Origin of the sequence: Solirubrobacter deserti (assembly GCF_027587175.1) — a bacterium.
Lineage (GTDB): Bacteria > Actinomycetota > Thermoleophilia > Solirubrobacterales > Solirubrobacteraceae > Solirubrobacter > Solirubrobacter deserti.
This window is the reverse complement of sequence record NZ_JAPCID010000083.1, coordinates 1-23,387: the sequence shown is the minus strand read 5'-3', so window position 1 is coordinate 23,387 and position 23,387 is coordinate 1. Positions and strand designations below refer to the sequence as shown.

Sequence of the window (23,387 nt, the reverse complement as noted above, 5' to 3'; positions counted from 1 at the left end):
CGGCGGCGGCCACCCCGGCGGCGGACACGGCGGCACGCCCCAGAAGGTCCCGACCGCGGTCGGCTCCGGCGGCGCGGCCGCGACGGTCGACCTGCTCGCCACCGACGCGGCGATCGACACGCTGCGCAAGGGCGGCAACGCCGTCGACGCGGCCGTCGCGGCGGCGGGCGTCCTCGGCGTGACCGAGCCGTTCAGCGCCGGCATCGGCGGCGGGGGCTTCATGGTCATCCGGACGCCGCGCGGGCACGTGACGACGATCGACGGCCGCGAGACCGCGGGCGCCGCGATGCGGCCGGACTCGTTCTTCGAGAACGGCACGCCGCTGCCATTCGCCGACGCGCGCTACAGCGGGCTCTCGGCGGGCGTGCCGGGCACCGTCGCCAAGTGGGAGCTCGCCCTCGACCGCTATGGCAGCAAGCCGCTGCGCAAGCTGCTGCAGCCGGCCATCGACGTCGCGCGGCGAGGCTTCACCGTCGACCAGACGTTCTTCGACCAGACGACGCCGAACGTCGACTACTTCGACGACATCCCGAGCACCGCGGCGATCTACCTCGACCCCGACGGCACGCCGCGGGACGTCGGCAGCACGCTGCGCAACCCCGACCTCGCGCGCACGTACGAGTACATCGCCCGCTTCGGCGCCGACGCGTTCTACCGCGGCCCGCTCGCCCGCGCGATCGCGCAGGCGGCGCAGAAGCCGCCCACCGCCCCGACCGCCAACCACACGTGGCGGCCCGGCCTGATCACCGAGCAGGACATCGCGAACTACCGCGCGATCGAGCGCAAGCCGACCAAGGTCGACTACAAGGGCCTCGAGGTCTGGGGCATGGGCCCACCGTCCAGCGGCGGCTCGACCGTCGGCGAGGCGCTCAACATCCTCGAGGGCTACCAGCCGCTCGGCGCCGACCGCACCCAGGCGCTGCACCGCTACCTGGAGGCGAGCCGCTACGCGTTCGCCGACCGCAACAAGTACCTCGGCGACCCGGCCTACGTGAAGCCGCTGCCGCTGGACTGCCTGCTCTCGCAGCCGTTCGCGGACGTGCGCCGCGCGCTGATCACCGACACCGCCGTCAACGCCGCGGTGCCGGGCGACGACTACTGCGGCCCCGCGGGCGTCGCACCCGAGAGCATGGAAGGCCCGTCGACCACGCACCTGACGATCGCCGACGACGACGGCATGGTCGTCTCGTACACGTTCACGGTCGAGTCCACGGGCGGCAACGGCATCGTCGTCCCGGGCACGGGCATGCTGCTCAACAACGAGCTGACCGACTTCGACTTCAACTCGTTGACCGCGCCCAACCGGGCCCAGGGCGGCAAGCGCCCGCGCAGCTCGATGGCGCCCACGATCGTCACCCGCAACGGCCGGCCGTTCCTGGCGGTCGGGTCCCCGGGCGGCTCGATGATCATCACGACCGTCCTGCAGACGCTGCTCGAGCGGCTGGAGTTCGGCAAGGACCTGCCGGCGGCGATCGCGGCGCCGCGCGCGTCGCAGCGCAACGGCGCGACCAGCATCGCCGAGCCCGGCTTCGCCGCCGACAAGGAGGCGCTGCGGACGCGCTACGGACACGCGTTCGGCACCGACCAGGCGGAGATCGGCGCCGTCACCGGCATCGAGTTCTTCGACCGCGGCCGGATGCTCGCGGCCGCCGAGCCGGTCCGCCGCGGCGGCGGCTCCGCGCTCGTGGTCAAGCCGCAGCGCTGATGTGAGGGGATGGGTGGGCGCCGCGTTGCGGCGTCCACTCGCCTCGCTAGGGTCGAAGGCATGCTCGAGACGACCTTCGCGGCCGTCTCCGCCGAGCAGGTGCGCCTCACGTGTGGTGAGGAGCCGGGCTGGTTCTGTCGCAACGTCCTGGAGTGGACGGAGAACCGCACGCTGGCGGATGTGGCTGACTTCATCATCGGGAAACCGCTGACGATCCTCGCGATCCTGGTCATCGCGTGGCTCGTGAACCGACTGGCGCGACGCGGCGTGAAGAGCATGCTGCGCACGCTGAGTTCCGGCGCGATCCAGGAGCGCGTCGGCGCGATGCGCGCGGCGGCGCCCGCCGCGCTGCTGCAGACGCAGGAGCACTCGCTGCGCTCCGAGCAGCGCATCGACGCCCTCACCAGCGTCCTGCGCTCGCTGATCACGTTCGTGATCTACACGGTCGCGATCTTCATGATCCTGGGCGAGCTCGGGATCAACCTCGGCCCGCTGATCGCGGGCGCCGGCATCCTCGGCGTCGCGCTCGGCTTCGGCGCGCAGTCGCTGGTCAAGGACTTCCTGTCCGGCGTGTTCATCCTCGTCGAGGACCAGTTCGGCGTCGGCGACATCGTCGACCTCGACAACCAGACCTCAGGCGTCGTCGACGCCGTCTCGCTGCGCACCACCCGGCTGCGCTCCGTCGACGGCACGCTGTGGCACGTCCCGAACGGCGAGATCCGACGCGTCGGCAACCAGTCCCAGCACTGGTCGCGCGCGCTGATCGACATCGAGGTCGCGTACGACACCGACATCGACCACGCCGAGGCCGTGATCGCCAAGGTCGCGGACGAGATCGCGCGCGAGGACGCGGACGTGATCGAGCAGCCGGAGGTGTGGGGCGTCGAGCGGCTGGGCGCGAACGGCGTCGTGATCCGGCTCGTGGTCAAGACGCGCCCGTCCGAGCAGTTCCGCGTCTCCCGCGAGCTGCGCCGCCGCATCAAGGCCGTCTTCGAGCAGGAGGGGATCGAGATCCCGTTCCCGCAGCAGACGGTCTGGCACCGCGAGGCGCCGTCTAGAGCTTGATCGTGCGGTCCACGCGCACGGCCTCGAGCAACCCGCGGTCGTGCGTGACCAGCAGCAGCGTGCCGTCGTAGGACTCCAGCGCCACCTCGAGCTGCTCGATCGCGGGCAGGTCGAGGTGGTTGGTGGGCTCGTCGAGCACGAGGAAGTTGACGTCGGTGGCCATCAGCAGCGCCAGCGAGGCCCGCGTGCGCTCGCCGGGTGAGAGCGACCGCGCCTCCCGGTTGACCTCGTCGGACTCGAGCCCGAACTTGGCCAACAGCGACCGGGCTTCCTGCAGCGTCATCTGACTCTGCTCGACGAACGCGTCCACCAGCGTGCCGGCGCCGTCGAAGCCCGCACGGGCCTGGTCGAGCGTGCCGACGCGCACGCCCGGGCCGATCCAGCGCGTGCCCGCCGCCGGCTCCAGCGCGCCGATCAGCGCCTGGACGAGCGTCGTCTTGCCGGACCCGTTCGGCCCGACCAGCGCCACCCGTTCGCCCCACGCCAGCTCCAACGACAGCGGGCCGAGCGCGAACGAACCGCGCCGGAGCAGCGCGTCGTCGAGGCGCACGGTGACGTCGCCGGAGCGCTCACCGCCCCCGAAGCGCAGCTGCAGCTCCCAGCGCTTCCACGGCTTGTCCACCACGTCCAGCCGCTCCAGCGCCTTCTCCGACGCCCGCACCTTGCCCGCCTGCTTCTCCGAGCGCTCGGCGCGCCGCGCGACCAGCGACTTGTCGGGGTCCGAGCCCTTCGCCTTCTTGACGCCCGTCTCGGACCACTGGCGCTGGCGGTTCACGCGTTGGGTGAGCCGGTCGCGCTGGGCGGAGTACGCGTCGAAGCGCTCCTTCTCGTGGCGCGCGGCGGTCGCGCGCAGCTCGAGGTAGCCGGCCCAGCCGCCGCCGTACTCGGCCGCGGTGTGCGCGATCTCGTCGATCTCCAGCACGCGCGTGACGGTGCGGTCCAGGAACGCGCGGTCGTGGGAGACGATCACGGCGCCGCCCGGGCGCTCGGCGACGAAGCGCTCCAGGCGCGCGAGGCCGTCGAAGTCAAGATCGTTGGTCGGCTCGTCGAGCAGCAGGACGTCGAAGCGGCTGAGCAGGATCGCGGCCAGTGAAGCGCGCGCGGCCTGGCCGCCGGACAGCGCGACGGTCTCCAGGTCCAGCAGCGCCGGGTCCAGCCCGAGGTCGCGCAGGACGGTCTCCGCGCGCTGCTCGAGGTCGGCGCCGCCGAGCGCCAGCCACGCCTCCAGCGCCTCGGAGTAATCCTCACCCCCGCCTCCGGAGGCCAAGTCGGCGGCGGCCTTTTCCATGCGCGCCTCGCCGGCGGCCACGCCGGTGCGCCGCGCGAGGTAGTCCTGCAGCTTCTCGCCGGGCCGGCGGTCCGGCTCCTGCGGGAGGTAGCCGGCCGTGCCGGTGGTGAGCCGCACGTCCCCGGCATCGGGAGCGTCGACGCCCGCCAACAGCCGCAGCAGCGTCGACTTGCCCGCGCCGTTGGGCCCGACGACGCCCAGCACGTCCCCGGGCGCGACCGTCACGGACACGCCCGCGAGGATCGTCGCCGCCCCGTGCGCCTTGCTCACATCCCGCGCGATCAGCGTGCCGCTCACGCGAGAAGAGGCTAGTTAGTGCGCCGCGGCGGGCCGTTCCACGCGTAAATTGTGCGGATGCTGACGGAGGTGCTCGCCGCGTTCTGTGCCGTCCCCGCCCCTTCGGGTGCCGAGTCCGGGCTCGCGGACCTGCTGCAGCGGCGCTGGAGCGAGCGCGGCGCGGACGTCAGGCGTGACCGGGTCGGCAACCTCGTCGCGCGCGTCGGCGGCGAAGGCCCGCAGGTCCTCGTGCAGGCGCACATGGACCAGGTCGGCTACGTCGTGCGCTACATCGCCGACGAGGGCTTCCTGCTCCTCGACGGCTCCCAGGGCGACCGCCGCAACGGCCCCGAACGCCGGCACCCGGTCGGCCAGCCCGTCCGGGCGCTCACGCGCGACGGCAGCTGGCTGGACGGCATGATCGCGGCCAGCTCCGGCCACGTGCTGACCCCCGAACAACGCGAGAAGGACAAGCTCGCCTACGACGATTTCTGGGTCGAGCTCGGGCTCGGCTCGCGTGAGGCCGTGCGCGCCGCGGGCGTCCACATCGGCGCGCCCGTCGTCTTCTCCGCGCCGGTGCAGCGCGTCGGCGAGCTGCTGGTCGGCCCGAGCATGGACAACCGCGTGGGTCTCGCGCTGATGGACGCGCTGATCGGCACGGAGGACCTCGCGTGCGAGCTCTGGCTCGGCGCGACCGTGCAGGAGGAGAACGGCCTCCACGGCGCCCGCGCGCTCGCGCTGGCCGAGCGCTTCGACGCCGCCATCGCGCTCGACGTCGGCCTCGTCGGCGACATCCCGACCGTCAACGAGAAGGAGTTCGGCACCCGGCTCGGCGAAGGCCCGATCGTCGTCCACCGCGACTCCGGCATCGTCTACGACCGCACACTCTCCCAGCACCTGGTCGCCCTCGCCGAGCGCAACTCGCTGCCGATCCAGGACGGCCTGTTCGCGGGCTACGGCTCCGACGGCCTCGCCATCGCGCAGTCCGGCTCGCCGACGGCGCTGCTGACGGTCGGCTGCCGCTACACGCACACGGCGTTCGAGACGGTGCATCCGGGCGACCTGGAGGCCGCCGCCGAGCTGCTGCGGCAACTCGTCACCACGCCGTTTCCCGATCGCCCGTAACCGTCACCGGGATGGCTAGGTTGTTCGCCCGTGATCAACAGCCCAGACATCCTCCGGCTCATCCGCGACGGCGAGGCCGCGACCCGCAGCGAGCTCATGGACCACACCGGGCTCTCACGGACGACCATCGGGACGCGGCTGGGTGACCTCAAGTCCCGCGGGTTGATCACGGAGAACGGGAGCGCGGCTTCAACCGGCGGGCGCCCTTCGGGGCTGCTGGCGTTCAACGCCGGAGCGGGCGTCGTGCTGGTGATGGACGCCGGCGCGACGCGGACGACGCTCGCGGTCGCCGACCTCGCGGGCGAGACGCTGGCCGAGCGCTCCGAGTTCCGCGGGATCGACGCCGGCCCCGAGGAGACGCTGGCCTGGGCGGTCGGCGAGCTGAACGCGATGCTGGCCGAGCTCGGACGCTCGGCGCAGGACGTGTGGGCGGTGGGCGTCGGCCTGCCCGGCTCGGTCGACGGGCACGGGCGCCCGGTGAGCCCGGGCCTGATGCCCGGCTGGGATGGCTTCCCGGTCGCGGAGCGGCTGCGCGAGCACTTCGACGTCGACGTGCTGGTGGCCAACGACGTGAACGTGATGGCGCTCGGCGAGGCCCGCGCGCACGATCGGGGCGAGCAGATCGTCGTGCTCAAGGCGGGTACGGGCGTCGGGCTCGCGTACGTCGCCTCCGGCGTGATCCTGCGCGGCGCGCAGGGCGCGGCGGGTGAGATCGGGCACACGCGCGTGCCGGGCCACGACGACATCGAGTGCAGCTGCGGCAAGCGCGGCTGCCTGCAGGCCGTCGCGGGCGGGACGCGCATGGCGCAGCGGCTGAGCGCGGCCGGCATCCCGTGCGCGAACGCGGCGGAGATCGCGGCGCTCGCCCGCGGCGGCACGCCGGAGGCGATCGCGATGGTGCGCGAGGCCGGGCACGCGATCGGGTTCGTGCTCGCGACGGTGGTCAACATCCTCAACCCGTCGCGGGTGGTCGTCGCGGGCGACCTGACGGACGCCCGCGACTTCCTCCTCAGCGCGCTGCGGGAGACGCTCTACCGCGAGGCGAACACGCTGGCGACCAGCGAGCTCGAGATCTCACGGGCCCGGGCGGGAGCGCGTGCCGGCCTCATCGGAGCCACGACGATGGCCGTCGATCACGCGCTCAGCCCGTACTGATCGCTACTTGTCCCAGGGGCGGGCCGATCGGTTGCGGTGCCCGTCTCCCGGCCGGCCCTCGTCGTACTTCCACGGCTTGCCGTGTGGCTTGCGCAGGCTCAGCAGGTTCGGGATCACCTTCTCCTGCAGCTGCGGGTTGAGGTGGTCGAAGCCGATCACGCCGACCCGTCCGACGTCCGCGGTGAACCGCTGGAACCCGTACGCGGCCTCGGGATAGCTGGGGGCCTGCGACGTGCCGTAGTTGCGGCTCAGGCCGTCGTTCGAGTACACGGGGATCGTGCGCGTGAGGGTCGTGCGCCGCGGATACGTGTACGCGGACCAGGTGTTCGTCCCGTTCAGGTCGGCCCAAGCGATCTCCTTCGGCTTCGTCGGATCGCTGAAGTCGATCACCGAGGAGCCGCCGCGGTAGTACGCGTTGACCAGCAGGTAGCGGTCGAACGACGGCACCGGGATGCCGAGGTGCGACGAGCAGTACTGCCCTGGTCCGGTGCCGATGTTGTCGTTGGTGCCGCGCTGGATGCGGTACTCGGAGAGCAGGTCGCCCGTCTTGGTCTCGAAGAAGAACATGTTGCCGGTGGCGTAGGTCTTCGGCGGGCCGGGCAGGCCGGCGGTCTTGGTCGTCACCGTCGGGCAACCGTCGCCGAAGGACTCGTCGATGAAGTTGGCGACCTTGCCGTCCCAGCTGAACGTCGCCGAGTGCCAGAAGTCGACGTTGGGCTGGTCGTGCACCCACTTCGGGTTGGCAGTGTCGGGCAGGCCGGTGCGGTGATCGATCCGCCACACCTGCGCCTGCTCGCCGCAGGCCGCGCCCACGAGGCCGATGCCCGGGAACGTACTGAGGTCGTGGCAGCCGAGGAAGTTGTCCAGCGGCGCGGCGACGCCGTGCTCGGACACCGGCTTGTAGGTGCCGTCCGGGTCACCGGGGTAGACGACCGGCAGCTCGGTGAGCTCCTTCGCCTTGGACGGGTCGTCGAACGGGACCTCGACGATCTGGATCACGCCGTGGTTGATCTTGCGACCGGCCTGCTCGCCGAGCGGACCGCAGGTCGGGCCCTCGCCGAGCGGGTAGCTCGAGTTCATGACGTAGATCGACTTCGCCCGGCCGTGCTTGCCCCAGCCGCGGCTCGGCGCGGGCAGCAGCGTGTTCGTGTGCGAGCCGCAGTCCTGGTAGACGGCCGCGACCTGCTTCGGGTCGCGCGGGTTGGACACGTCGAAGACGCGGACGCCCTCCCACGTGCCGTCCGGGTACCGGCCCGTGGCCGGGTCCTTGCTCGCCGGGCCGGCGCCGCACTGCGAGCTGGTGAGCGGCGAGTCGACCGACAGCACCAGCGTGTCGGCGGAACCGTCACCGTTGCGGTCGAACACGGACGGGTCGCCCTGTGGGCCGTAGCACCGCACGTCCTTGACCAGTGCGGGCTTCGGCCGCGTGATGTCGAAGATCCGGAACCCGCCGTAGTCGCCGACGTACGCCAGGTTGCCCCAGAACGCGATGTCGGAGCTCGTGACGTGCGTGTTCGCCGGGTTGAACTCGTTCGGGCCGGTCTGGAAGTTGGCCCAGAACCAGAACTTGTGGCCGAACGGCTCCGTGAGCGGCGTGCTGCCGCCGAGCTCCTCCGGATCGTGGGCCACCGCCGCGGTCGCGGGCGTGGCCAGAGCGGCCACGCAGGCGACAGCCAGCACCTTCCACCGTCGATTCATACTTCCCCTCCCAGGGAATCGCGACGCGCGCCCCAATTCGCACATCGCTGCTTGTGCTGAACCGTACCTGAGAGCTTCATGAGACGCGACGGATGTCTTGTGCGATTGACGAGTCGTGGCGCTCAGCCACGCCGACGCGTTCAACCGGGTCGTTCGGGACTGCCCGGCGAAGTCGCCACGTAGCGCGCGAACTCGCGCTCGAACTCCGGCCACCACGACGGCCCGTCCGGCCCCGGCACGAGCCACGGCTCGTGCCGCCCGCCGCTCTCGTCACGGTCGTGCGGCCGCGGCCGCTGGGCGATCAGGATCCGGATCGCGGGGATCACCCCGACCGCGATGCACACGACGAGCCCGATCACGATCGCCGGCGTGAAATGCATACGGGAGGGATACCCGCGAGGGCGAGTGCTCGCGCGCCGGGACCCGCGTCGGCTTCGCGCGCTCCGGTGGGTAGCCCGCGGGCATGCCGGTCGCAATCGTCACTGGAGGCAACTCGGGCATCGGCCGCGCGTGCGCCGTCGCGCTCGCCCAACGCGGGTTCGACATCGGGCTCACCTGGCACTCGGACGAGGACATCCTCGCCGAGGTCGTCGCCGAGCTCTCGCGCCACGGCGCCCGCGTCGAGCACCGCCAAGCCGACTTCTCCACCGTCCCCGGCCCCGACGCCGTGATCGACGAGCTCGCCGACGCGCTGGGCGGGCTCGACGCGTTCGTGGCCAACGCCGCCGCCGGGCACTCCACGCCGTTCCTGGAGACGGACCTGGACACGTTCCAGACCGTCCTCTCCCTCACCCTGGTCGGCCCGTTCCTGTGCAGCCAGCGCGCCGCCCGCCGCATGGTCGACGCCGGCCACGGCGGCCGCATCGTCCACGTCACCTCGGTCCACGAGCACGTCCCGCTGGAGGGCTCCTCCGGCTACGTCGCCGGCAAGCACGGCCTCGGCGGGCTCACCAAGGTCATGGCGCTCGAGCTGGCCTCGCACGCGATCACCGTGAACGCCGTCGCGCCCGGCGAGATCGCCACCAAGATGACCGGCAACGAGGACGCCGACCCGCGCGGCGAGGACCGCCCGGGCATCCCGATGGGCCGCCCGGGCGACGCCCGCGAGGTCGCGGACGTGGTCGCGCTGCTGTGCTCGGCCGAGGCGGGTTACGTGACGGGCGCCTCGTACGTGGTGGACGGCGGCATGCTGCTCATGAGCGCGCAGGCGAACCAGTTAGCGATGGAGTGAGCGGACTCCGCCGTTCACGCGGCCGCGAGCGGCACCTCGGCCGGAGCCAGCGCGAAGTCGTACTCCACGCGGCCGCCCACCGGTCGGACGACGAGGTCCTCCTTGACCGCACCCGCGACGTCGCCGTCGAGGTAGTCGGAGCCCTCGAAGAACAGCTGGGTGATGAGCGGCTCGTGGCCTGGGGCGTCGACGATCAGGTGGATGTGGGCCGGGCGCCACGGGTGCCACTCGCAGGCGGCGACCATCGCGCCGGTCGGGCCTTCGTGGGGGATCGTGTACGGGGCCGGGAGGATCGTGTTGACCTCGTAGCGGCCCTCGGCGTCCGCGATGACCTTGCCGCGGAAGATGCCGGGCGGGAGGTCCGGGTGAAAGCCCGAGTAGAAGCCCTCGGCGTCGGCGTGCCAGACGTCGAGCACGGCGCCGGCGAGGGGCGTGCCCTCGGCGTCGGTGACGCGGCCGCTCAGGGTCAGCGGCTCGCCCTGCTCGTCCGGGCGGCGCGGTAGCTCGAACGGCGCGTCCAGCACGGGCGCGTCGGGCAGGTGGTACGGGCCGAGGATCGTGCCGGCGCTGCCGGCGCGGCCGCGGAACGCGTTGCGCTCGACCGTGGTCTCCACGAACACGTCGAGGAAGAGCGGCCACTCGCCCGCCTCGCCGACGTCCATCAGCCACTGCTTGGCGATCGCGTACTCCTCGTAGGTGACGTCGTGCTCGACGATCACGCCACGGATGGCGTCCAGCATGGCGCTCACGACGGTCTCGGCGCGGTTCATCTCTCCTCCTCGGTGGCGATGGCCGACGGGTGCGCGGCCAGCGCGGTGACGCGGATGTCCATGTAGGGAAACAGCGGCAGGCCGCTGACCAGCTCGTGCAGCTCGTCGGGCGTGCCGACGTTGAAGATGCTCACGTTCGCGTAGCGTCCGGCCACGCGCCACAGGTGCTCCCAGCGGCCGTCTCTCTGCAGCCGCTGTGAGTACTCCCGCTCGCGAGCGAGCAGCGCCGAGTGGTCGCCCGGCGGCAGGTTGACGGTCATCTCGACCATGAACCTCATCGGTCGATCCGGTAGTGCTCCAGCCGATCCTCGTCGATCTCGATGCCGAGGCCCGGCGCGGGGCGCGGGGCCATGCGGCCGTCGACGACCGTGGGCGGCTCGGCCAGCAGGTCGTCGGCGAGGTCGAGGAAGTTCGTCGCCTCCGCGGGCCGCCGGGCGGTGGCCGCGAACGCGGACGCGAACGCCACGGTGGCGAGTGCGCCGACCCCGCCCTCGTACTGGGAGCCGACGACGGCCGGCACGCTGCGGCCGAGGCACAGCCCGAGGATGCGGCGCGACTCGGTGAACCCGGTGCGCGCGACCTTCACGCTGACCATCCCCACCGCGCCGTCGTCGAGCTCCCGCGCGACGTGCGCGAGGCTGATGCACGACTCGTCGCCGACCAACGGGACCAGCCAGCGGTCGGCGAGGCGCGTGCGGCCCCGCCGGTCCTCCAGCGCGAGCGGCTCCTCGATCGCCGCGACGCCGAGGTCGGCGAACGCTTCGCCGGCGCGCAGCGCGGCGTCGTAGGCCCAGCCGCGGTTGGCGTCCACGTACAGCTCGGCCTCGGGCAGCGCCTCCCGCACAGCGGTGACCGCCGCGACGTCGGTGTCCACGTCGCGCCCGACCTTGACCTTGAACGTCCGGATCCCGTGACGGGAGCGCATCGCGAGCGCTTCCTCGGCCATCGCGGAAGGCTCTCCGAAGCTGACCATATGTGCAACCGAAACCTCGCCCGCGTAACCACCGAGCAACAACGCGCACGGCTGGCCGAGCAGCTGGCCGACGAGATCCCAGACCGCGAGGTCGATCGCCCCGCGTGCGACCCGGTCGCCGGGCATGCCGCCGCAGCGCGCCTCGATCAGCTCGGTCGCGAGCGGGTCCAGGCCCTCGAGCGCCGGGCCGAGCCGGTGGCGCACGGCCGCGACGATCGTCGCCTGCGTCTCGCCGTAGGTGTACGGGCGCGGCTGCGCCTCGGCCTGGCCGACGAGCCCGTCCGCGGAGTGCACGCGCACGAGCACGTTGTCCGCACGCTCGACCGCGCCCGAGGCGAACCGGCCCGGCACCCGGTAGGGCACCGAGTACGGGATCGCCTCGACGCGCGTGATCGTCGTCAGCGCGCGCGGGACCGCTACCAGCCCCACGACGGCCCCGGTTCCTCGTGGGGCGAGACGCGGCCGAACTCGCCGCGGTGGAACAGCAGCGGCTCGCCCGGCCGGCTGTCCAGATGCTCGACGAGCCCGAGGTAGAGCGTGTGGTCGCCCGCCTCGTGGTAGGCGTGCAGCGCGCACTCGACGTGCGCGATCGCGCCCGCCACGAGCGGCACGTCGCGCTCGTGGACGAACAGCTCGCCCGGTGACGGCAGCGGGCGCCCGGCGAAGTGCCACGCCACGCGCTCCTGGTCGCACGCGAGCACGGACACGCCGAAGCGCCGCGTGTCCGGCAGCAGCCGGTGCATCTTCGCCCGGTGGTCGATCGACACCACCACGAGCGGCGGGTCCAGCGACACCGACATGAACGCGTTGGCGGTCATCGCGTGCACCTCGCCGTCGCGCTCGGTCGAGACGACCGTGACGCCGGTGCAGAAGCGGCCCAACGTGCGCCGCAGCTCGGCCGGGGAGACCATCAGCTCAGGCGGCATGGGCCACCGCCAAGCGGGCGCGGAGGACGCTCGAGCTGATCTTCTCGTGCCCCGCCTCGCGCACGAGCGGGACGGTGACCACGTCGACGCCGAGCGCGCGCAGCGCGGGGACGTCGCCCTCGCGCCCGCGACCGAGCGCGAAGTCCTCGCCCACGCACAGTGCCTGCATGCCGAGGTCCTTGGTGAGGTGCGCGACGAAGTCCGCCGCCGACATGCCCATCAGCGCGCGGCTGAACGGGACGACGACCACGTCGTCCGCGCCTGCCCGCTTGAGCCGCGTCACCCGCTCGTGGAGCGAGCACAGATCCGGCAGCCCGGGCGGACGGCGCACCGCGTCCGGCCGTGGCGTGAAGGTCACCGCGGTGAGCCGCACGCCGCGCGCGCGGGCCTCGCGGGCGGCCTGCGCCACGAGCGCCCGGTGGCCGCAATGCACGCCGTCGAACGTGCCCGCGGTGACGACGCACGGCGCCCGGTGCGCCGCGAAGAGGGCCGTGAGCGGGTTGGCGGGCGCGGCCGCCGGGGCGGCGAGGCGGCCGCCGCGCTGGGACAGGGTCGGGTACAGCATGGCTAGGAGAGGAAGCGGTTGACGTCGGTCGGGTTGATGAGGTCCGGCGCGGTCCAGCCGTCGAGGTCGTACTCGGCCATGCAGGACTCGGCGAAGCCCTTGTAGGCGTCGGCCTGGCCGGAGGCCTGGGCGCTGAGGAGCACCTCGAGCCGGATGTTCTCGTGGTTGCCGGCGTAGTTGCGCTCGTACAGCTCGTGGCGGCCGCCGAACTCGGAGCCGACGGCGTCCCAGATGAGCTTCATGAGCTTCACGCGCTCGACGGAGTCGTAGCCGTTGGAGCCGCGGACGTAGCGGTCCAGCAGCGGGCGGATGTCCTCGTTCTTGAAGTCCACCGCGTGCGAGTTCATGTAGATCAGCGCCGAGCCGAGGTCCTGCTCGATGATCTCCTTGATGCGCGGGTACGCCTGGGTGGCGAACACGCGGTAGGAGAGCCCGTAGTCGAGCTTGGGGAGCACGGTGCCGCCGACCCACTCGTCGGGCGTGCGGGCCATCGCGTCCGTCAGGCCCCAGAACAGGTTGCGCCACGCGAGCACCTCGCCCACGCGCGCCTGCACGCCGCGGAAGTCCTTCGCGCCCGTCGCGTCGATGCCCTTGAGCAAGAGGCCGGCGATGAAGTCGAGCTTGACCGCGAAGCGCGTGCAGCCCTGGAACGTGAAGCGCGGGATGAACCCGGAAGCCGGGAAGAACGCGTTGATCTTGTCCACGTCGCCGTAGACGAAGACGTTCTCCCACGGGATCAGGACCTCTTCGAAGATCAGGATCGAGTCGTTCTCGTCCAGCCGCGAGGACAGCGGGTAGTCGAACGGCGAGCCCATGACCTCGGCGGTCATCTCGTAGGACGGACGCGAGATCAGCTTCAGCCCCGGCGCGTTCATCGGGACCGCGAAGATCAGCGCGAACTCCTTGGTCTTGATCGGCGCGGCGCCGTAGTGGGCGACGAAGTTGTAGTTCGTCAGGGCAGAACCCGTGGCCACCACCTTCGCGCCCGAGACGATCAGGCCCTCGTCGGTCTCGCGGTCCACGTGCACGTAGACGTCGCGCACCTCGTCGATCCCGCGCTGGCGGTCGATCGGCGGGTTGACGATCGCGTGGTTGAAGTACAGGCAGCGCTCCTGCGCGTCGCGATACCAGCGACGAGCGTTGTCCTCGTACGGCGCGTAGAAGTCCGCGTTCGCGCCCAGCGTCGCCAGGAAGGACGCCTTGTAGTCGGGCGAGCGGCCCATCCAGCCGTAGGACATGCGCGCCCACTGCGCGATCGCGTCACGGTCGGCCACCTGGTCCTCCGCAGACTGCGGCGCGCGGAAGAAGCGATGCGTGAAGCCGCCGTTGCCCGTGTCCGTCGGGCACGTCAGCACGCCGCTGAGCTGCGGATCGTGCAGGCCGTCGTAGAGCCGCGCGACCATCCGCGTCGCGTTGCGGAAGGCCGGATGCGTCGTCACGTCCTCGACCCGCTCGCCGTAGCAGTAGATCTCTCGCCCGTCACGGATGCTCTCGAGGTACTCCGCACCCGTCATCGGCAGCACGGTGGCGGGAGCCTGCGTCTCAACGGCCATGTCTCTCCTTCACGGTCGGGAACTTGGACCGGAAGGTACGGACGATTGAGTAACGCCTCAAGACGAATCTGCAACAGATTGAGACGAAAACTGTTACAAATTACGCACCCGTGGAGCTCCGCCACCTGAGAGCGTTCGTCGCCGTCGCCGAGGAGAAGCACTTCGGGCGCGCCGCGGACCGTCTGCACATGGCCCAGCCGCCACTGTCCCAGCAGATCCGGCGGCTGGAGTCCGAGCTCGGGGTGGAGCTGCTGCACCGCACGACGCGCAAGGTGGAGCTCGCCCCGGCCGGCGAGGTCTTCCTCGAACGCGCCCGCGCGCTGCTCCAGGACGCCGAGCAGGCCAAGGAGGACGCGCAGCGGGCCGCCCGCGGCGAGGTCGGCAAGCTCGCCGTCGGCTTCACCGGCTCGGCCACCTACGCCCTCCTCCCCGCGCTGGCCGCCGCGCTCCGGCAACAGCTGCCCGGCGTCGAGCTCGACCTGCGCGGCGAGCTCCTCACGCCCGCCCAGGTCCAGGGCCTCACCGAGCACACGCTCGACCTCGCCCTGCTGCGCCCGCCCGTCAAGCGCCGTGACCTCACGATCGAGGTGGTCGTCACCGAGCCGCTGGTGGCCGTCCTCCCCCAGCACCACCGGCTCGCCGAGCGCACCGAGGTCCCGGTCGAAGAGCTCAAGACCGAGCCCTTCGTCGCCTACCCCAGCCACTTCCGGTCCGTCCTGCACGACGCCGTCGAGCAGACGTGCGCCGCCCACGGCTTCAAGCCGAACGTCGCCCTGGAGGTGGCCGAGACCGCCACGCTCGTGAGCTTCGTCGCGGCCGGCATCGGCGTGTCCCTGGTCCCCCTCAGCGTCACCCGCTTCGCGGTCGTCGGCGCCGTCTACCGCCCGCTGGCGGGCGACCCGACCCGCGTCGAGCTCGCCCTCGCCTACCGCCACGACGACGCCTCACCCGTGCTCGCGCGCGCGCTCGAGATCGTCCGCCACGCGCTGACCACGACCGGTGTGTGAAAGTCCCGCCCACCCGTGCACGAGACCGACCTTCACCTGGAGCCCAACGAGGCCTCCGACCTCACCGTCATCAACGTCGCCAACCCCGGCTACGACCGCACCATGCTGACCGTCCTCGACGAGGCCCACGCCGAGGACGCGCTCGCCCTCCTGATCCACCAGGAGAACTGCCCGCTGGATGAGGGCTGGGAGGCGCGCCGCGTTCCCACCGAGCCCTCCACGGCCGACGACAAGACCGAGGACGCCGAGGCCTGCGCCACGCGCGACGGCTACGCCTACCTGCTCGGCTCCCAGTTCGGCAAGAAGACGGGCCCGCTCAGCGCCCGCCGCTCCTGGATCGCGCGCATCCCCGAGCACGACCTCGTCCATGCCGACAAGCCGACGCTCGAGATCGCCCGCCTGCGCTTCGGCCTGCACCGCGCCGTCAACGACGCCCTCAGGGGCACGGCCCTGCTGCCGCTCGGCAAGCTCGCCCGCGAGCGCTACATCGACGCGACGATCAAGATCGGCGTGAAGGAGAACAAGCGCTGGGCCGGCCGCGTCCAGCCCGAGGACCAGCCGATCAACGTCGAGGCGATGGAGTTCACGGCCGAGGGCTCGCTGCTGCTCGGCCTGCGCTATCCGGTCACGGCCGAGGGCCACCCGCTGCTCGTCGAGATCCTCCACCCCGAGACGCTCTTCGAGGACCCGGACGCCCTGCCCGAGCCCGGCCGCGTGTTCCACCTCCAGAACATCGGCTCAGCGGCCGCACCGGCGGGCTTCCGAGCGCTGGACACCCGGGACGGCCACAGCTTCGACGCGGTGATCGGCGACCTCGACGCCGCCAACAAGTCCGCGACCGTGCTCGAGGACCATCCCGAGGGCGGCGAGGCGGCGTCCGAGCACGTGCGCTTCACGGTGGCCGGCGAAGGCGCCGGGCTCACCGCAGAGTGCGTTCATCACTTCGGGGAGATCCGACGCGTCGAGGGCGTCGCGATCGACCACGAGGGCCATTCGCATTTCGTGATCGATGAAGAGGGACACGTCGCGTTGCGGACCCTCGTCGTCGAGTGACAACGTTCTGACACTGACCTTCGCTGAGGGTGCGAACCCGGCGGCGAGCGAGTACTGTCGCCCGCAATCTGAGCTTCGGGAGAAGGCTCGGGCCAAAGTCAGGGGGAAGTACATGGGAGTCCAGGCCCGTTGCGCGGTGGGCATCGCTGCGCTCGGCTTTTTTGGCGCGCTCGCGGGGAGCGCTCACGCACAGAACTCGCCGTTCCCGTCACAGAGCGAGTTCCAGAAGGTGCAGCTCAACGACCGTCCCGGCGAACCGATGAGCCTTGCCGTGCTGCCGGACGGCCGCGTGCTGCACACAGCGCGCACCGGTGAGGTGCGCATCCACAACCCGCGCACGGGCCTCAACACGCTCGTGATCAACATGGCTGACGAAGAGGAGAACCCGAAGGGCCTCTATCAGCACGACGAGGAGGGTCTGCAGGGCATCGCGATCGACCCGAACTTCGACGAGAACCGCTGGGTCTACCTCTACTACTCGCCGAAGCTGAACACGCCCGTCGACGATCCCGCCACGGGCGCCGCGATCAACGAGGGCAACGCTCCGGAGGACCTCACCTCACCCGAGGAACGCGAGCGCCTGAAGAAGTTCCAGGCGGACGCGCAGACGAGCTACCTCTTGCTCTCGCGCTTCAAGTTCACGGGCAATGAGCTCGACGTCGCGTCCGAGCAGGAGATCCTGCGCGTGCCGGCCGACCGCGGCCTCTGCTGCCACGTCGGCGGCCAGATCGACTTCGACTACCAGGGCAACCTGTACCTGTCGACGGGCGACGACACGAACCCGTTCTTCTCGGCCGGCTACACGCCGATCGACGATCGCGAGACCCGCAACCCCGCGTTCGACGCCCGGCGTACGTCCGGCAACACGAACGACCTGCGCGGCAAGATCCTCAAGATCCGCGTGCTCGAGGACGGCAGCTACATCCCGTCGCCGGGCAACCTGTTCCGCCCGGGCACGCCGCAGACCCGCCCCGAGATCTTCGCGATGGGCATGCGCAACCCGTTCCGGTTCGCGGTCAACCGCAAGACGGGCGACGTGTACGTCGGCGACTACTCGCCGGACGCCAACGTGCCGCTCGTCGGACGCGGTCCGGCCGGTCACGGCCGGTGGATGCTGATCCGCCAGCCCGGCAACTACGGCTGGCCGTTCTGCGTGACGCCGAACGATCCGTACACCGACTACGACTTCACGCCCGACGCCGAGCAGTCCGGCGAGGAGTTCAACTGCCGCGCGACCGTCAACGACTCGCGCCACAACACGGGCCTGCGCCGGCTGCCGCCGGTCATCCAGCCCGACGTCTGGTACTCGTACCCGGCCGGTGACTCCGGCCTGTTCCCCGAGCTGTTCAACCAGCGCGGCGGCGACGGCATCGGCCCGATGGGCGGCCCGGCGTACGAGTTCGACGCCGACAACCGCGCGGAGAACCGCTGGCCGCGCGTGTTCGACGGTCACCCGCTGTTCTACGAATGGTCGCGTGACTACGTGAAGGTGTTCCAGCTCAACCGGCCCAACGGCGGGCAGCTGCGCGACATCTTCCACCTGTTCGGCCCCGGCGGGATCGAGCAGGACAACCCGATGGACATGGAGTTCGGCCCGGACGGCGCGCTGTACTCGCTCGAGTACGGTGACGGCTTCTTCTCCGAGAACCCGGAGGCGCAGCTGGCCCGGATCGACTACGTGCGCCGCGGCGAGTACACGCCGGTGGTGAAGGTCAGCGGCACGCCGACGTCGGCGCTGGTCCCGCCGCTGACGGTGCGCTTCTCGAGCGCGGGCACGAACGACCCGGACGGTGACCGGATCGCCTACGCGTGGGACTTCGACGCCAACGGCACCGTGGACTCGCGCGTCGCGAACCCGACGTTCACGTACACGCAGCGTGGCATCTACGAGGCCACCCTGCGCGTCACGGACACCAGCGGGCGCAGCGCGTCGAGCTCGGTCCGGATCGTGGTCGGCAACCAGGCGCCGATCGTGGAGCTGCAGGTCGCGTCCACCACGCCGCCGTTCAACTTCGGCGACACGGTGAACTACACCGTGACGATCCAAGACGAACAGCCGGTCGACTGCTCGCGCGTGACCGTCGCGTACATCCTCGGGCACGACCAGCACGGGCATCCGCAGACGTCCACCGCGGGCTGCTCGGGCCAGATCTCGATCCCGATCGACGAGGCCCACGCAGGAGCCACCAACCTGCGCGGCGTGTTCGTCGCCACCTACACCGACCAGCCGGACGGTGAGGAGCCCCAGCAGGGGTCGGACGAGGTCGTGCTGACCCCGGGCCAGTAGCCACGTAGGAGTCGGGCGCCGCGAGTCATCGCGGCGCCCGGCGCTCCTCCAGGAAGGTGCGCTCGGCGACGTTGTCGGTGAGCTGCAGGGCGCGCTGGTAGGCGTCGGCGGCCTCTCCGTCACGGCCGAGCCGGTGCAGGAGGTCGGCGCGCGTGGAGTGCAGGTAGCGGTAGCCGTCCACGCCTTCCAGGGCGTCGACGGCGGCGATCGCGGCCTGCGGTCCCTCCACCTCCGCGAGCGCGACCGCGCGGTTGAGCGCGACCACCGGGGACGGCCACACGCGCAGCAGCGCGTCGTAGAGCTCGAGGATCTGCGGCCAGTCCGTCTGCTCGTAGCTGGGCGCCTGGGCGTGCAGCGCGGCGATCGCGGCCTGCAGCAGGAAGCGCCCGCGGCCGCCGGCGCGCAGGGCGGCGACGATCAGCGCGTCGGCCTCGGCGATGCGCTCGCGGTCCCACGCCGTGCGATTCTGCTCGGACATCCGCAGCAGGCGCCCATGCGCATCGGTGCGCGTGCCGCGTCGGGCCTCATGGCACAGCAGCAGCGCGAGCAGTCCCGCCGCCTCGCCGCCGGGCAGCAGCCCGTGCAGCATGCGGGCGAGGTCGAGCGCGCGGGCGGTCAGCTCGTCGCGCACGAGGTCGTCGCCGGCGGGCGCTGTGTGGCCGGTCGTGTAGAGCAGGTAGATGACGGTCAGCGCGGCGTCCAGGCGCTCTGGGAGCTCGTGCGGTTCGGGGACGACGTACGGGATGCGCGCCGCGGCGATCTTCTTCTTCGCGCGCGTGATCCGGGCGGCCATCGTCGCCTCCGAGATCAGGAACGCGTGCGCGACGTCGGCCGTCGCGACGCCGCACACGAGCCGCAGCGTGAGGGCGAGCTGCGCCTCGCGGGCGAGCGCCGGGTGACAGCAGGTGAACACGAGCCGTAGGCGGTCGTCGCCGATGAAGTCCTCGTCCGGCAGGTCGTCCTCGTCGCGCTCCAACAGCAGCGGGAGCTTGGTGTCGAGCGTCTTCGCGCGCGCCATCGCATTCAGCGCGCGGCGCTTGGCGACCGTCGTCAGCCAGGCGCCCGGCTTGTCCGGGACGCCGTCGTGAGGCCAGACGCGCAGCGCCTCCACGAACGCGTCCTGGACGGCCTCCTCGGCGAGGTCGAGGTCGCGGGTGACGCGCACCGTCGCGGCGAGCACGTAGGCCCACTCGCTCCGGTGCGCGTCGGCGACGGCCTTCAGAGGACCTGGAAGTCGAGCAACGGGACCACTTCCACGCCGCCCTCGACGACCGGGGTGAGCTTCGCGATCGCGAGCGCGGTGTCGAGGTCGCGCGCCTCGATCACGAACACGCCGCCGAGCACCTCCTTGGTCTCCAGGAACGGGCCGTCGGTGAGCTCGCCCTTGCGGATCGACGTCGACGTGTCCGGCGGCTGCAGCGCCATCCCCGCGACGATCCGCCCGCCGAGCTCGGCCGCCCGCTCGGGCATCTGCTCGTGGCGCTGCATGATCTCCGGCGGCAGATCCTCCGGCGCCACCCGCTCATACAGGAACACCGCGTACTGCGCCATCACGCCTCCGTCCTGGTCGGGAACCGGTGGGTCGTCGTGCCCACGGGATAGCCCCAAGTGTCGCGCCCGTAGACGCGGAACAGCACGTCCTCGCCGCGGACGCCCAGGAACGAGCGCGCGCGGTAGTCGACGACGCCCTCGATGCCGTTGGTGAGCGTGACCCGGTCGCCGGTCACGGCGTCGGCGGGGACGCCGAGCCGCTCGAGCACCTCGGCGAAGCTGCCCTCGAGCTCGTCGTCGGCCTCGTACTGCGCCTCGAGGCCGTGGAAGTAGCACGCGGCCTGGCCGAGCGAGTGCTGGTAGAGCGCCGTGTGCTCGCGGCACATCGCGAGCTGGACGTCGTACTCGGCCTCGGGGATCTCCGCGCGGTGGGTGAAGCGGAAGTAGGTGATCGCGCCCAGCGGCTCGAGCGTGATCTCGACCTCGTTGAGCCCGTCCCGCTCCTGCTCGGGGCGCGTGCGCGTGACGAAGTGGCGGTGCGGCTCCCAGACGGTGACGGTGCCGCCGCCCTGCGTGAGGCCGCGCTCGGCGCCGCCGACGCGGGGCTCGTACTCGATCGGCCACAGGTAGCTGGCGGAGTGGCGCGTGAAGGTGGCCCACACGGCCTGCGGGGACGCCGGCAGCTCGCCCTCCCAGGTGACTTCCCAGAGCTTGTTCATGTCTCCTCGACAAACGGGCACGCGCGAAATCGACAGCGCCGCCGAGATTTTTGAGAGGGTCGCGCGATGACCGACGCCGAGATCGAGTTCGAAGCCGAGTTCCACGGGGCTTCCGAGCCTCACGGGTTCGCCCTGTCGCTGCCGGGCGTGCCGGGACGCAAGGGCCTCGGCTGGCTGCGCGACCACCCGAGCCCGCGTGACTACACGGTCGAGCACGAGAAGGTCGCTCCGCTGCTGGCCCGGACGGCGGTGCCGGAGGGGGTCGCCCCGCCGGCCAAGGTCGACCTGCGCGAGTGGTGCTCGGGCGTCGAGGACCAGGGCGAGATCGGCTCCTGCACGGCGCACGCGGGCGTCGGCATGATCGAGTACTACCAGCGCAAGGCGTACGGGCGCCACATCAACGCTTCGCGGTCGTTCCTGTACAAGACGACGCGCAAGCTCGGCGGCTTCACCGGCGACAGCGGCGCGTTCCTGCGCACGACCATGGGCGCGATGGCGCTGTTCGGCGTGGTGCCCGAGAAGTACTGGCCGTACAGGATCGAGGCGTTCGACAAGGAGCCGACGGCGTTCTGCTACGCGTTCGCGCAGAGCTTCCAGTCGATCGTCTACTACCGGCTGGACCCGCCGGACGCGACGCGCGCGGACGTGCTGGGCGCGATCAAGTCCCATCTCGCCTCGCAGATGCCGGCGATGTTCGGCTTCTCGGTCTTCGAGTCCATCCACGACGGCAACACGGGCGAGATCCCGTACCCGACCGACAGGGAGGAGCTGGTCGGCGGGCACGCGGTGATGGCGGTGGGCTACGACGACGAGAAGCGCGTCAAGCGCCGCGGCAGCGCGAAGGAGACCAAGGGCGCCTTCCTGATCCGCAACTCGTGGGGCACGAGCTGGGGCGAGAAGGGCTACGGGTGGCTGCCGTACGCGTACGTGCGCGAGCACCTCGCCGACGACTGGTGGGTGCTCCAGCAGCAGGAGTGGGTGGACACGGGGCAGTTCAGGACGTGAGCCCGTTCAGCGTGTCGACCACTTCGAACGCGTCGCCGTCGCGGTAGAAGTCGACGGCGACGATCGTCGGCAGAAGCCGGCGCTCGTGCCGGCAGCGCGTGAGGCGCTCGGTGAGGAACGCGCTCGCGTTGACCTCGCCGGCGATGCTGCGGCGCGGCGCCGGCGACGTGTCCACCCAGTGGTTGACCAGCAGCAGCGAGCCGGCGTCGCCGCCGCGGTTCGGCGCGCAGGAGTCGGGCGCGGCGAGCTCGGCCGGGGTCGCGAACGCGTACGGGGTCTCCTGCGCGACCGTGTCCTGGCGGTGCATCCACGGCTCGTCGCCGGGCTGGTTCTCGATCAGCACGAGCACGCGCTCGTTGTGCTGGATGAGCTGGCGGAGCGTGGGCCAGGGCGGTCCGGCGGGGCCTTCGTAGACGTTGTGGATGAGGCCGCTGTCCCTGATCAGCCGCGCGGTGTCCTGCGGCTCGGTGTCGTCCTCGATCGAGAGGATCAGCACTTCCTCGGGGTGCTCGACGAGGAACTCGTGCACCTGTTCGAGCGCGTCGACGGCCTTGGTGGCGCCAACTTCGCAGAACGCGTGGCAGAGGAAGATCTCGCGCGGCTCATCCCCCGTGAAGCCGAGCCGGGAGCGCAGCCGCTGCGCGGTCTCGATGAACGCCTCGCCGAGCTCGAACGTGATCTTCTCGCGGCTCTTGGAGTCGTGGTCGAGGTCGGTCGCGACCCCGCGCGGCGTCTGGAACCCGTAGTGCGTGTCGATCAGCAGGCTCCGCACGCCGTCGTCGAGCTGCTGCGCGATGCTCGCGTTCTGCGCGGCGAACAGCCACCCGGGCTCTCCGTCCGCGGACATCGAGTTGTGCGTGCCGAGGAACACGACCTCGTCCAGCGTCCGGTCGCACAGCGCCGCGCTCCCGTTGCACCGGCCGACCTTGACGGGAGCGGCGCCGCTCGTCGAGAGCGCGAACGCGAGCGCGGCCGCGGCGACGCCGACCGCGCCGGCGGCCACCGCGGCCCGGCGCGGTGAGACGCGCCGGGGATGGCGCGGAGCGGAGACGCCGGCGGCGGGCGACGAGCGAGCAGCAGGCGGCGCCACGCGCCGCAGCAGCGCGGCCACGCCCCACAGGATCCCGAGCGCGCCGGCTGCCATGACGAGCGCGCGCAGCAGGGCGAGCGGCGCGGCGAGCGCGACGACACCGAACGCGATCGCGACGATCGCGCGGCCGGTCGGCGGCACGCGCTCGAACCCGCGCCGCGCCTGCGCGACGAGGGTCCCGGGCAGCGGCGGCCGCCACAGCGACGCGGCCGCGGTCGTCACGAGCAGCGCGCCCGCGCACACGGTCCAGCAGCGCACCGCGAGCGGGTCCAGCCACGTCTCCAGCGCGGCCCGCGCGGCGGCGTCGCCGGTGAGCACGCGCGGCCCGACCGACGCGGCGAGGCCGGCGAGCCCGGCGACGACGGCGACCGCCGCACCGAGCCGGATCGCGCCCGCGCGCCAACC

22 protein-coding genes are annotated in these 23,387 nt (G+C 71.7%); 9 read left to right on the top strand and 13 right to left on the bottom strand.

Annotated features, from left to right (window positions below; all coding sequences use genetic code 11):
• Together ggt and OJ962_RS32865 are read left to right on the top strand one after the other, a co-directional pair.
• A partial coding sequence (gene ggt / locus OJ962_RS32870; protein WP_270006894.1) for a gamma-glutamyltransferase occupies positions 1–1,705 on the top strand: 1,705 nt, incomplete at its 5' end.
• Between the two features lie 60 nt (positions 1,706–1,765).
• Positions 1,766–2,770 carry a mechanosensitive ion channel family protein gene (locus OJ962_RS32865; RefSeq protein ID WP_202953575.1) on the top strand — a complete coding sequence of 335 codons (1,005 nt, stop codon included), beginning with the start codon at positions 1,766–1,768 and terminating at the stop codon, positions 2,768–2,770.
• Here the strand turns inward: OJ962_RS32865 and OJ962_RS32860 are convergent.
• Positions 2,760–4,355: an ABC-F family ATP-binding cassette domain-containing protein gene (locus tag OJ962_RS32860; RefSeq protein WP_202953574.1), complete on the bottom strand. Its 1,596-nt coding sequence runs from the start codon at positions 4,353–4,355 to the stop codon at positions 2,760–2,762. The genes OJ962_RS32865 and OJ962_RS32860 overlap by 11 nt on opposite strands.
• A 57-nt stretch (positions 4,356–4,412) precedes the next feature.
• Here OJ962_RS32860 and OJ962_RS32855 point away from each other — a divergent pair, with 57 nt between their 5' ends.
• Together OJ962_RS32855 and OJ962_RS32850 are read left to right on the top strand one after the other, a co-directional pair.
• Positions 4,413–5,459 (top strand): M42 family metallopeptidase, encoded by a 1,047-nt coding sequence (locus OJ962_RS32855; RefSeq protein WP_202953573.1) that lies wholly within the window; start codon positions 4,413–4,415, stop codon positions 5,457–5,459.
• A 30-nt stretch (positions 5,460–5,489) separates the two neighbouring features.
• The gene (locus OJ962_RS32850) at positions 5,490–6,614 is read left to right on the top strand and encodes an ROK family protein (protein ID WP_202953572.1); all 1,125 of its coding nucleotides are present in this window, start codon (positions 5,490–5,492) and stop codon (positions 6,612–6,614) included.
• Positions 6,615–6,617: 3 nt separating this feature from the next.
• Here the strand turns inward: OJ962_RS32850 and OJ962_RS32845 are convergent, their stop codons facing one another.
• Both OJ962_RS32845 and OJ962_RS32840 read right to left on the bottom strand, forming a co-directional pair.
• A complete protein-coding gene (locus OJ962_RS32845; RefSeq protein ID WP_270006893.1) occupies positions 6,618–8,312 on the bottom strand; it encodes an LVIVD repeat-containing protein in 1,695 nt (564 codons plus the stop codon).
• 140 nt (positions 8,313–8,452) lie between these two features.
• Entirely contained in the window at positions 8,453–8,692 is a 240-nt protein-coding gene (locus tag OJ962_RS32840) for a hypothetical protein (RefSeq protein ID WP_202953570.1), read from the bottom strand.
• Positions 8,693–8,775: 83 nt separating this feature from the next.
• Here OJ962_RS32840 and OJ962_RS32835 point away from each other — a divergent pair, with 83 nt between their 5' ends.
• Complete coding sequence (locus OJ962_RS32835; protein ID WP_202953569.1) at positions 8,776–9,543, top strand: SDR family oxidoreductase; 768 nt, start codon at positions 8,776–8,778, stop codon at positions 9,541–9,543.
• A 14-nt stretch (positions 9,544–9,557) separates the two neighbouring features.
• Here the strand turns inward: OJ962_RS32835 and OJ962_RS32830 are convergent, their stop codons facing one another.
• Genes OJ962_RS32830 through OJ962_RS32805 form a run of 6 tightly spaced genes read right to left on the bottom strand, consistent with a single transcriptional unit; the run spans position 9,558 to position 14,330 of the window.
• Entirely contained in the window at positions 9,558–10,313 is a 756-nt protein-coding gene (locus tag OJ962_RS32830; protein WP_202953568.1) for a dioxygenase family protein, read from the bottom strand.
• Complete coding sequence (locus OJ962_RS32825) at positions 10,310–10,591, bottom strand: muconolactone Delta-isomerase family protein (RefSeq protein ID WP_202953567.1); 282 nt, start codon at positions 10,589–10,591, stop codon at positions 10,310–10,312. Before OJ962_RS32825 ends, OJ962_RS32830 begins: the two co-directional genes overlap by 4 nt.
• A complete protein-coding gene (locus OJ962_RS32820; protein WP_202953566.1) occupies positions 10,588–11,715 on the bottom strand; it encodes a mandelate racemase/muconate lactonizing enzyme family protein in 1,128 nt (375 codons plus the stop codon). Before OJ962_RS32820 ends, OJ962_RS32825 begins: the two co-directional genes overlap by 4 nt.
• Positions 11,703–12,212: a flavin reductase family protein gene (locus OJ962_RS32815; RefSeq protein WP_202953565.1), complete on the bottom strand. Its 510-nt coding sequence runs from the start codon at positions 12,210–12,212 to the stop codon at positions 11,703–11,705. The genes OJ962_RS32820 and OJ962_RS32815 overlap by 13 nt, the downstream gene beginning before the upstream one ends.
• Positions 12,202–12,777 (bottom strand): nucleotidyl transferase family protein, encoded by a 576-nt coding sequence (locus OJ962_RS32810; protein ID WP_202953564.1) that lies wholly within the window; start codon positions 12,775–12,777, stop codon positions 12,202–12,204. The genes OJ962_RS32815 and OJ962_RS32810 overlap by 11 nt, the downstream gene beginning before the upstream one ends.
• Before the next feature lie 2 nt (positions 12,778–12,779).
• Positions 12,780–14,330: a 4-hydroxyphenylacetate 3-hydroxylase N-terminal domain-containing protein gene (locus OJ962_RS32805; RefSeq protein WP_202953563.1), complete on the bottom strand. Its 1,551-nt coding sequence runs from the start codon at positions 14,328–14,330 to the stop codon at positions 12,780–12,782.
• 110 nt (positions 14,331–14,440) lie between these two features.
• Here OJ962_RS32805 and OJ962_RS32800 point away from each other — a divergent pair, with 110 nt between their 5' ends.
• The 3 genes from OJ962_RS32800 to OJ962_RS32790 all read left to right on the top strand — a co-directional run bounded on the left by OJ962_RS32800 (position 14,441) and on the right by OJ962_RS32790 (position 18,677).
• Positions 14,441–15,337, top strand: a complete 897-nt coding sequence (locus OJ962_RS32800) for a LysR substrate-binding domain-containing protein (protein ID WP_202953562.1) — start codon at positions 14,441–14,443, stop codon at positions 15,335–15,337.
• A gap of 15 nt (positions 15,338–15,352) precedes the next feature.
• Positions 15,353–16,390, top strand: a complete 1,038-nt coding sequence (locus tag OJ962_RS32795) for a hypothetical protein (protein ID WP_202953561.1) — start codon at positions 15,353–15,355, stop codon at positions 16,388–16,390.
• 112 nt (positions 16,391–16,502) lie between these two features.
• Complete coding sequence (locus OJ962_RS32790) at positions 16,503–18,677, top strand: PQQ-dependent sugar dehydrogenase (RefSeq protein ID WP_202953560.1); 2,175 nt, start codon at positions 16,503–16,505, stop codon at positions 18,675–18,677.
• A gap of 25 nt (positions 18,678–18,702) precedes the next feature.
• On the opposite strand, the gene OJ962_RS32785 is transcribed toward OJ962_RS32790, so the two are convergent.
• Genes OJ962_RS32785 through OJ962_RS32775 form a run of 3 tightly spaced genes read right to left on the bottom strand, consistent with a single transcriptional unit; the run spans position 18,703 to position 20,887 of the window.
• A complete protein-coding gene (locus OJ962_RS32785) occupies positions 18,703–19,857 on the bottom strand; it encodes an RNA polymerase sigma factor (protein WP_202953559.1) in 1,155 nt (384 codons plus the stop codon).
• 38 nt (positions 19,858–19,895) lie between these two features.
• Complete coding sequence (locus OJ962_RS32780) at positions 19,896–20,228, bottom strand: YciI family protein (RefSeq protein ID WP_202953558.1); 333 nt, start codon at positions 20,226–20,228, stop codon at positions 19,896–19,898.
• Positions 20,228–20,887 carry an SRPBCC family protein gene (locus OJ962_RS32775; RefSeq protein WP_202953557.1) on the bottom strand — a complete coding sequence of 220 codons (660 nt, stop codon included), beginning with the start codon at positions 20,885–20,887 and terminating at the stop codon, positions 20,228–20,230. The genes OJ962_RS32780 and OJ962_RS32775 overlap by 1 nt, the downstream gene beginning before the upstream one ends.
• 66 nt (positions 20,888–20,953) lie before the next feature.
• Here OJ962_RS32775 and OJ962_RS32770 point away from each other — a divergent pair, with 66 nt between their 5' ends.
• A complete protein-coding gene (locus tag OJ962_RS32770) occupies positions 20,954–21,892 on the top strand; it encodes a C1 family peptidase (RefSeq protein WP_202953556.1) in 939 nt (312 codons plus the stop codon).
• Here OJ962_RS32770 and OJ962_RS32765 read toward each other — a convergent pair.
• A partial coding sequence (locus tag OJ962_RS32765) for a PI-PLC domain-containing protein (protein WP_270006891.1) occupies positions 21,882–23,387 on the bottom strand: 1,506 nt, incomplete at its 5' end. The two genes, OJ962_RS32770 and OJ962_RS32765, sit on opposite strands and share 11 nt — an antisense overlap.

What these genes read in the sequence shown, in the direction of transcription:
- OJ962_RS32865 (WP_202953575.1), top strand. Translation starts at nt 1,766, where the DNA reads ATGCTCGAGACGACCTTCGCGGCCGTCTCCGCCGAGCAGGTGCGCCTC.
- OJ962_RS32855 (WP_202953573.1), top strand. Translation starts at nt 4,413, where the DNA reads ATGCTGACGGAGGTGCTCGCCGCGTTCTGTGCCGTCCCCGCCCCTTCG.
- OJ962_RS32845 (WP_270006893.1), bottom strand. Translation starts at nt 8,312, where the DNA reads ATGAATCGACGGTGGAAGGTGCTGGCTGTCGCCTGCGTGGCCGCTCTG.
- OJ962_RS32840 (WP_202953570.1), bottom strand. Translation starts at nt 8,692, where the DNA reads ATGCATTTCACGCCGGCGATCGTGATCGGGCTCGTCGTGTGCATCGCG.
- OJ962_RS32835 (WP_202953569.1), top strand. Translation starts at nt 8,776, where the DNA reads ATGCCGGTCGCAATCGTCACTGGAGGCAACTCGGGCATCGGCCGCGCG.
- OJ962_RS32830 (WP_202953568.1), bottom strand. Translation starts at nt 10,313, where the DNA reads ATGAACCGCGCCGAGACCGTCGTGAGCGCCATGCTGGACGCCATCCGT.
- OJ962_RS32825 (WP_202953567.1), bottom strand. Translation starts at nt 10,591, where the DNA reads ATGAGGTTCATGGTCGAGATGACCGTCAACCTGCCGCCGGGCGACCAC.
- OJ962_RS32815 (WP_202953565.1), bottom strand. Translation starts at nt 12,212, where the DNA reads ATGCCGCCTGAGCTGATGGTCTCCCCGGCCGAGCTGCGGCGCACGTTG.
- OJ962_RS32810 (WP_202953564.1), bottom strand. Translation starts at nt 12,777, where the DNA reads ATGCTGTACCCGACCCTGTCCCAGCGCGGCGGCCGCCTCGCCGCCCCG.
- OJ962_RS32805 (WP_202953563.1), bottom strand. Translation starts at nt 14,330, where the DNA reads ATGGCCGTTGAGACGCAGGCTCCCGCCACCGTGCTGCCGATGACGGGT.
- OJ962_RS32790 (WP_202953560.1), top strand. Translation starts at nt 16,503, where the DNA reads ATGGGAGTCCAGGCCCGTTGCGCGGTGGGCATCGCTGCGCTCGGCTTT.
- OJ962_RS32780 (WP_202953558.1), bottom strand. Translation starts at nt 20,228, where the DNA reads ATGGCGCAGTACGCGGTGTTCCTGTATGAGCGGGTGGCGCCGGAGGAT.
- OJ962_RS32775 (WP_202953557.1), bottom strand. Translation starts at nt 20,887, where the DNA reads ATGAACAAGCTCTGGGAAGTCACCTGGGAGGGCGAGCTGCCGGCGTCC.
- OJ962_RS32770 (WP_202953556.1), top strand. Translation starts at nt 20,954, where the DNA reads ATGACCGACGCCGAGATCGAGTTCGAAGCCGAGTTCCACGGGGCTTCC.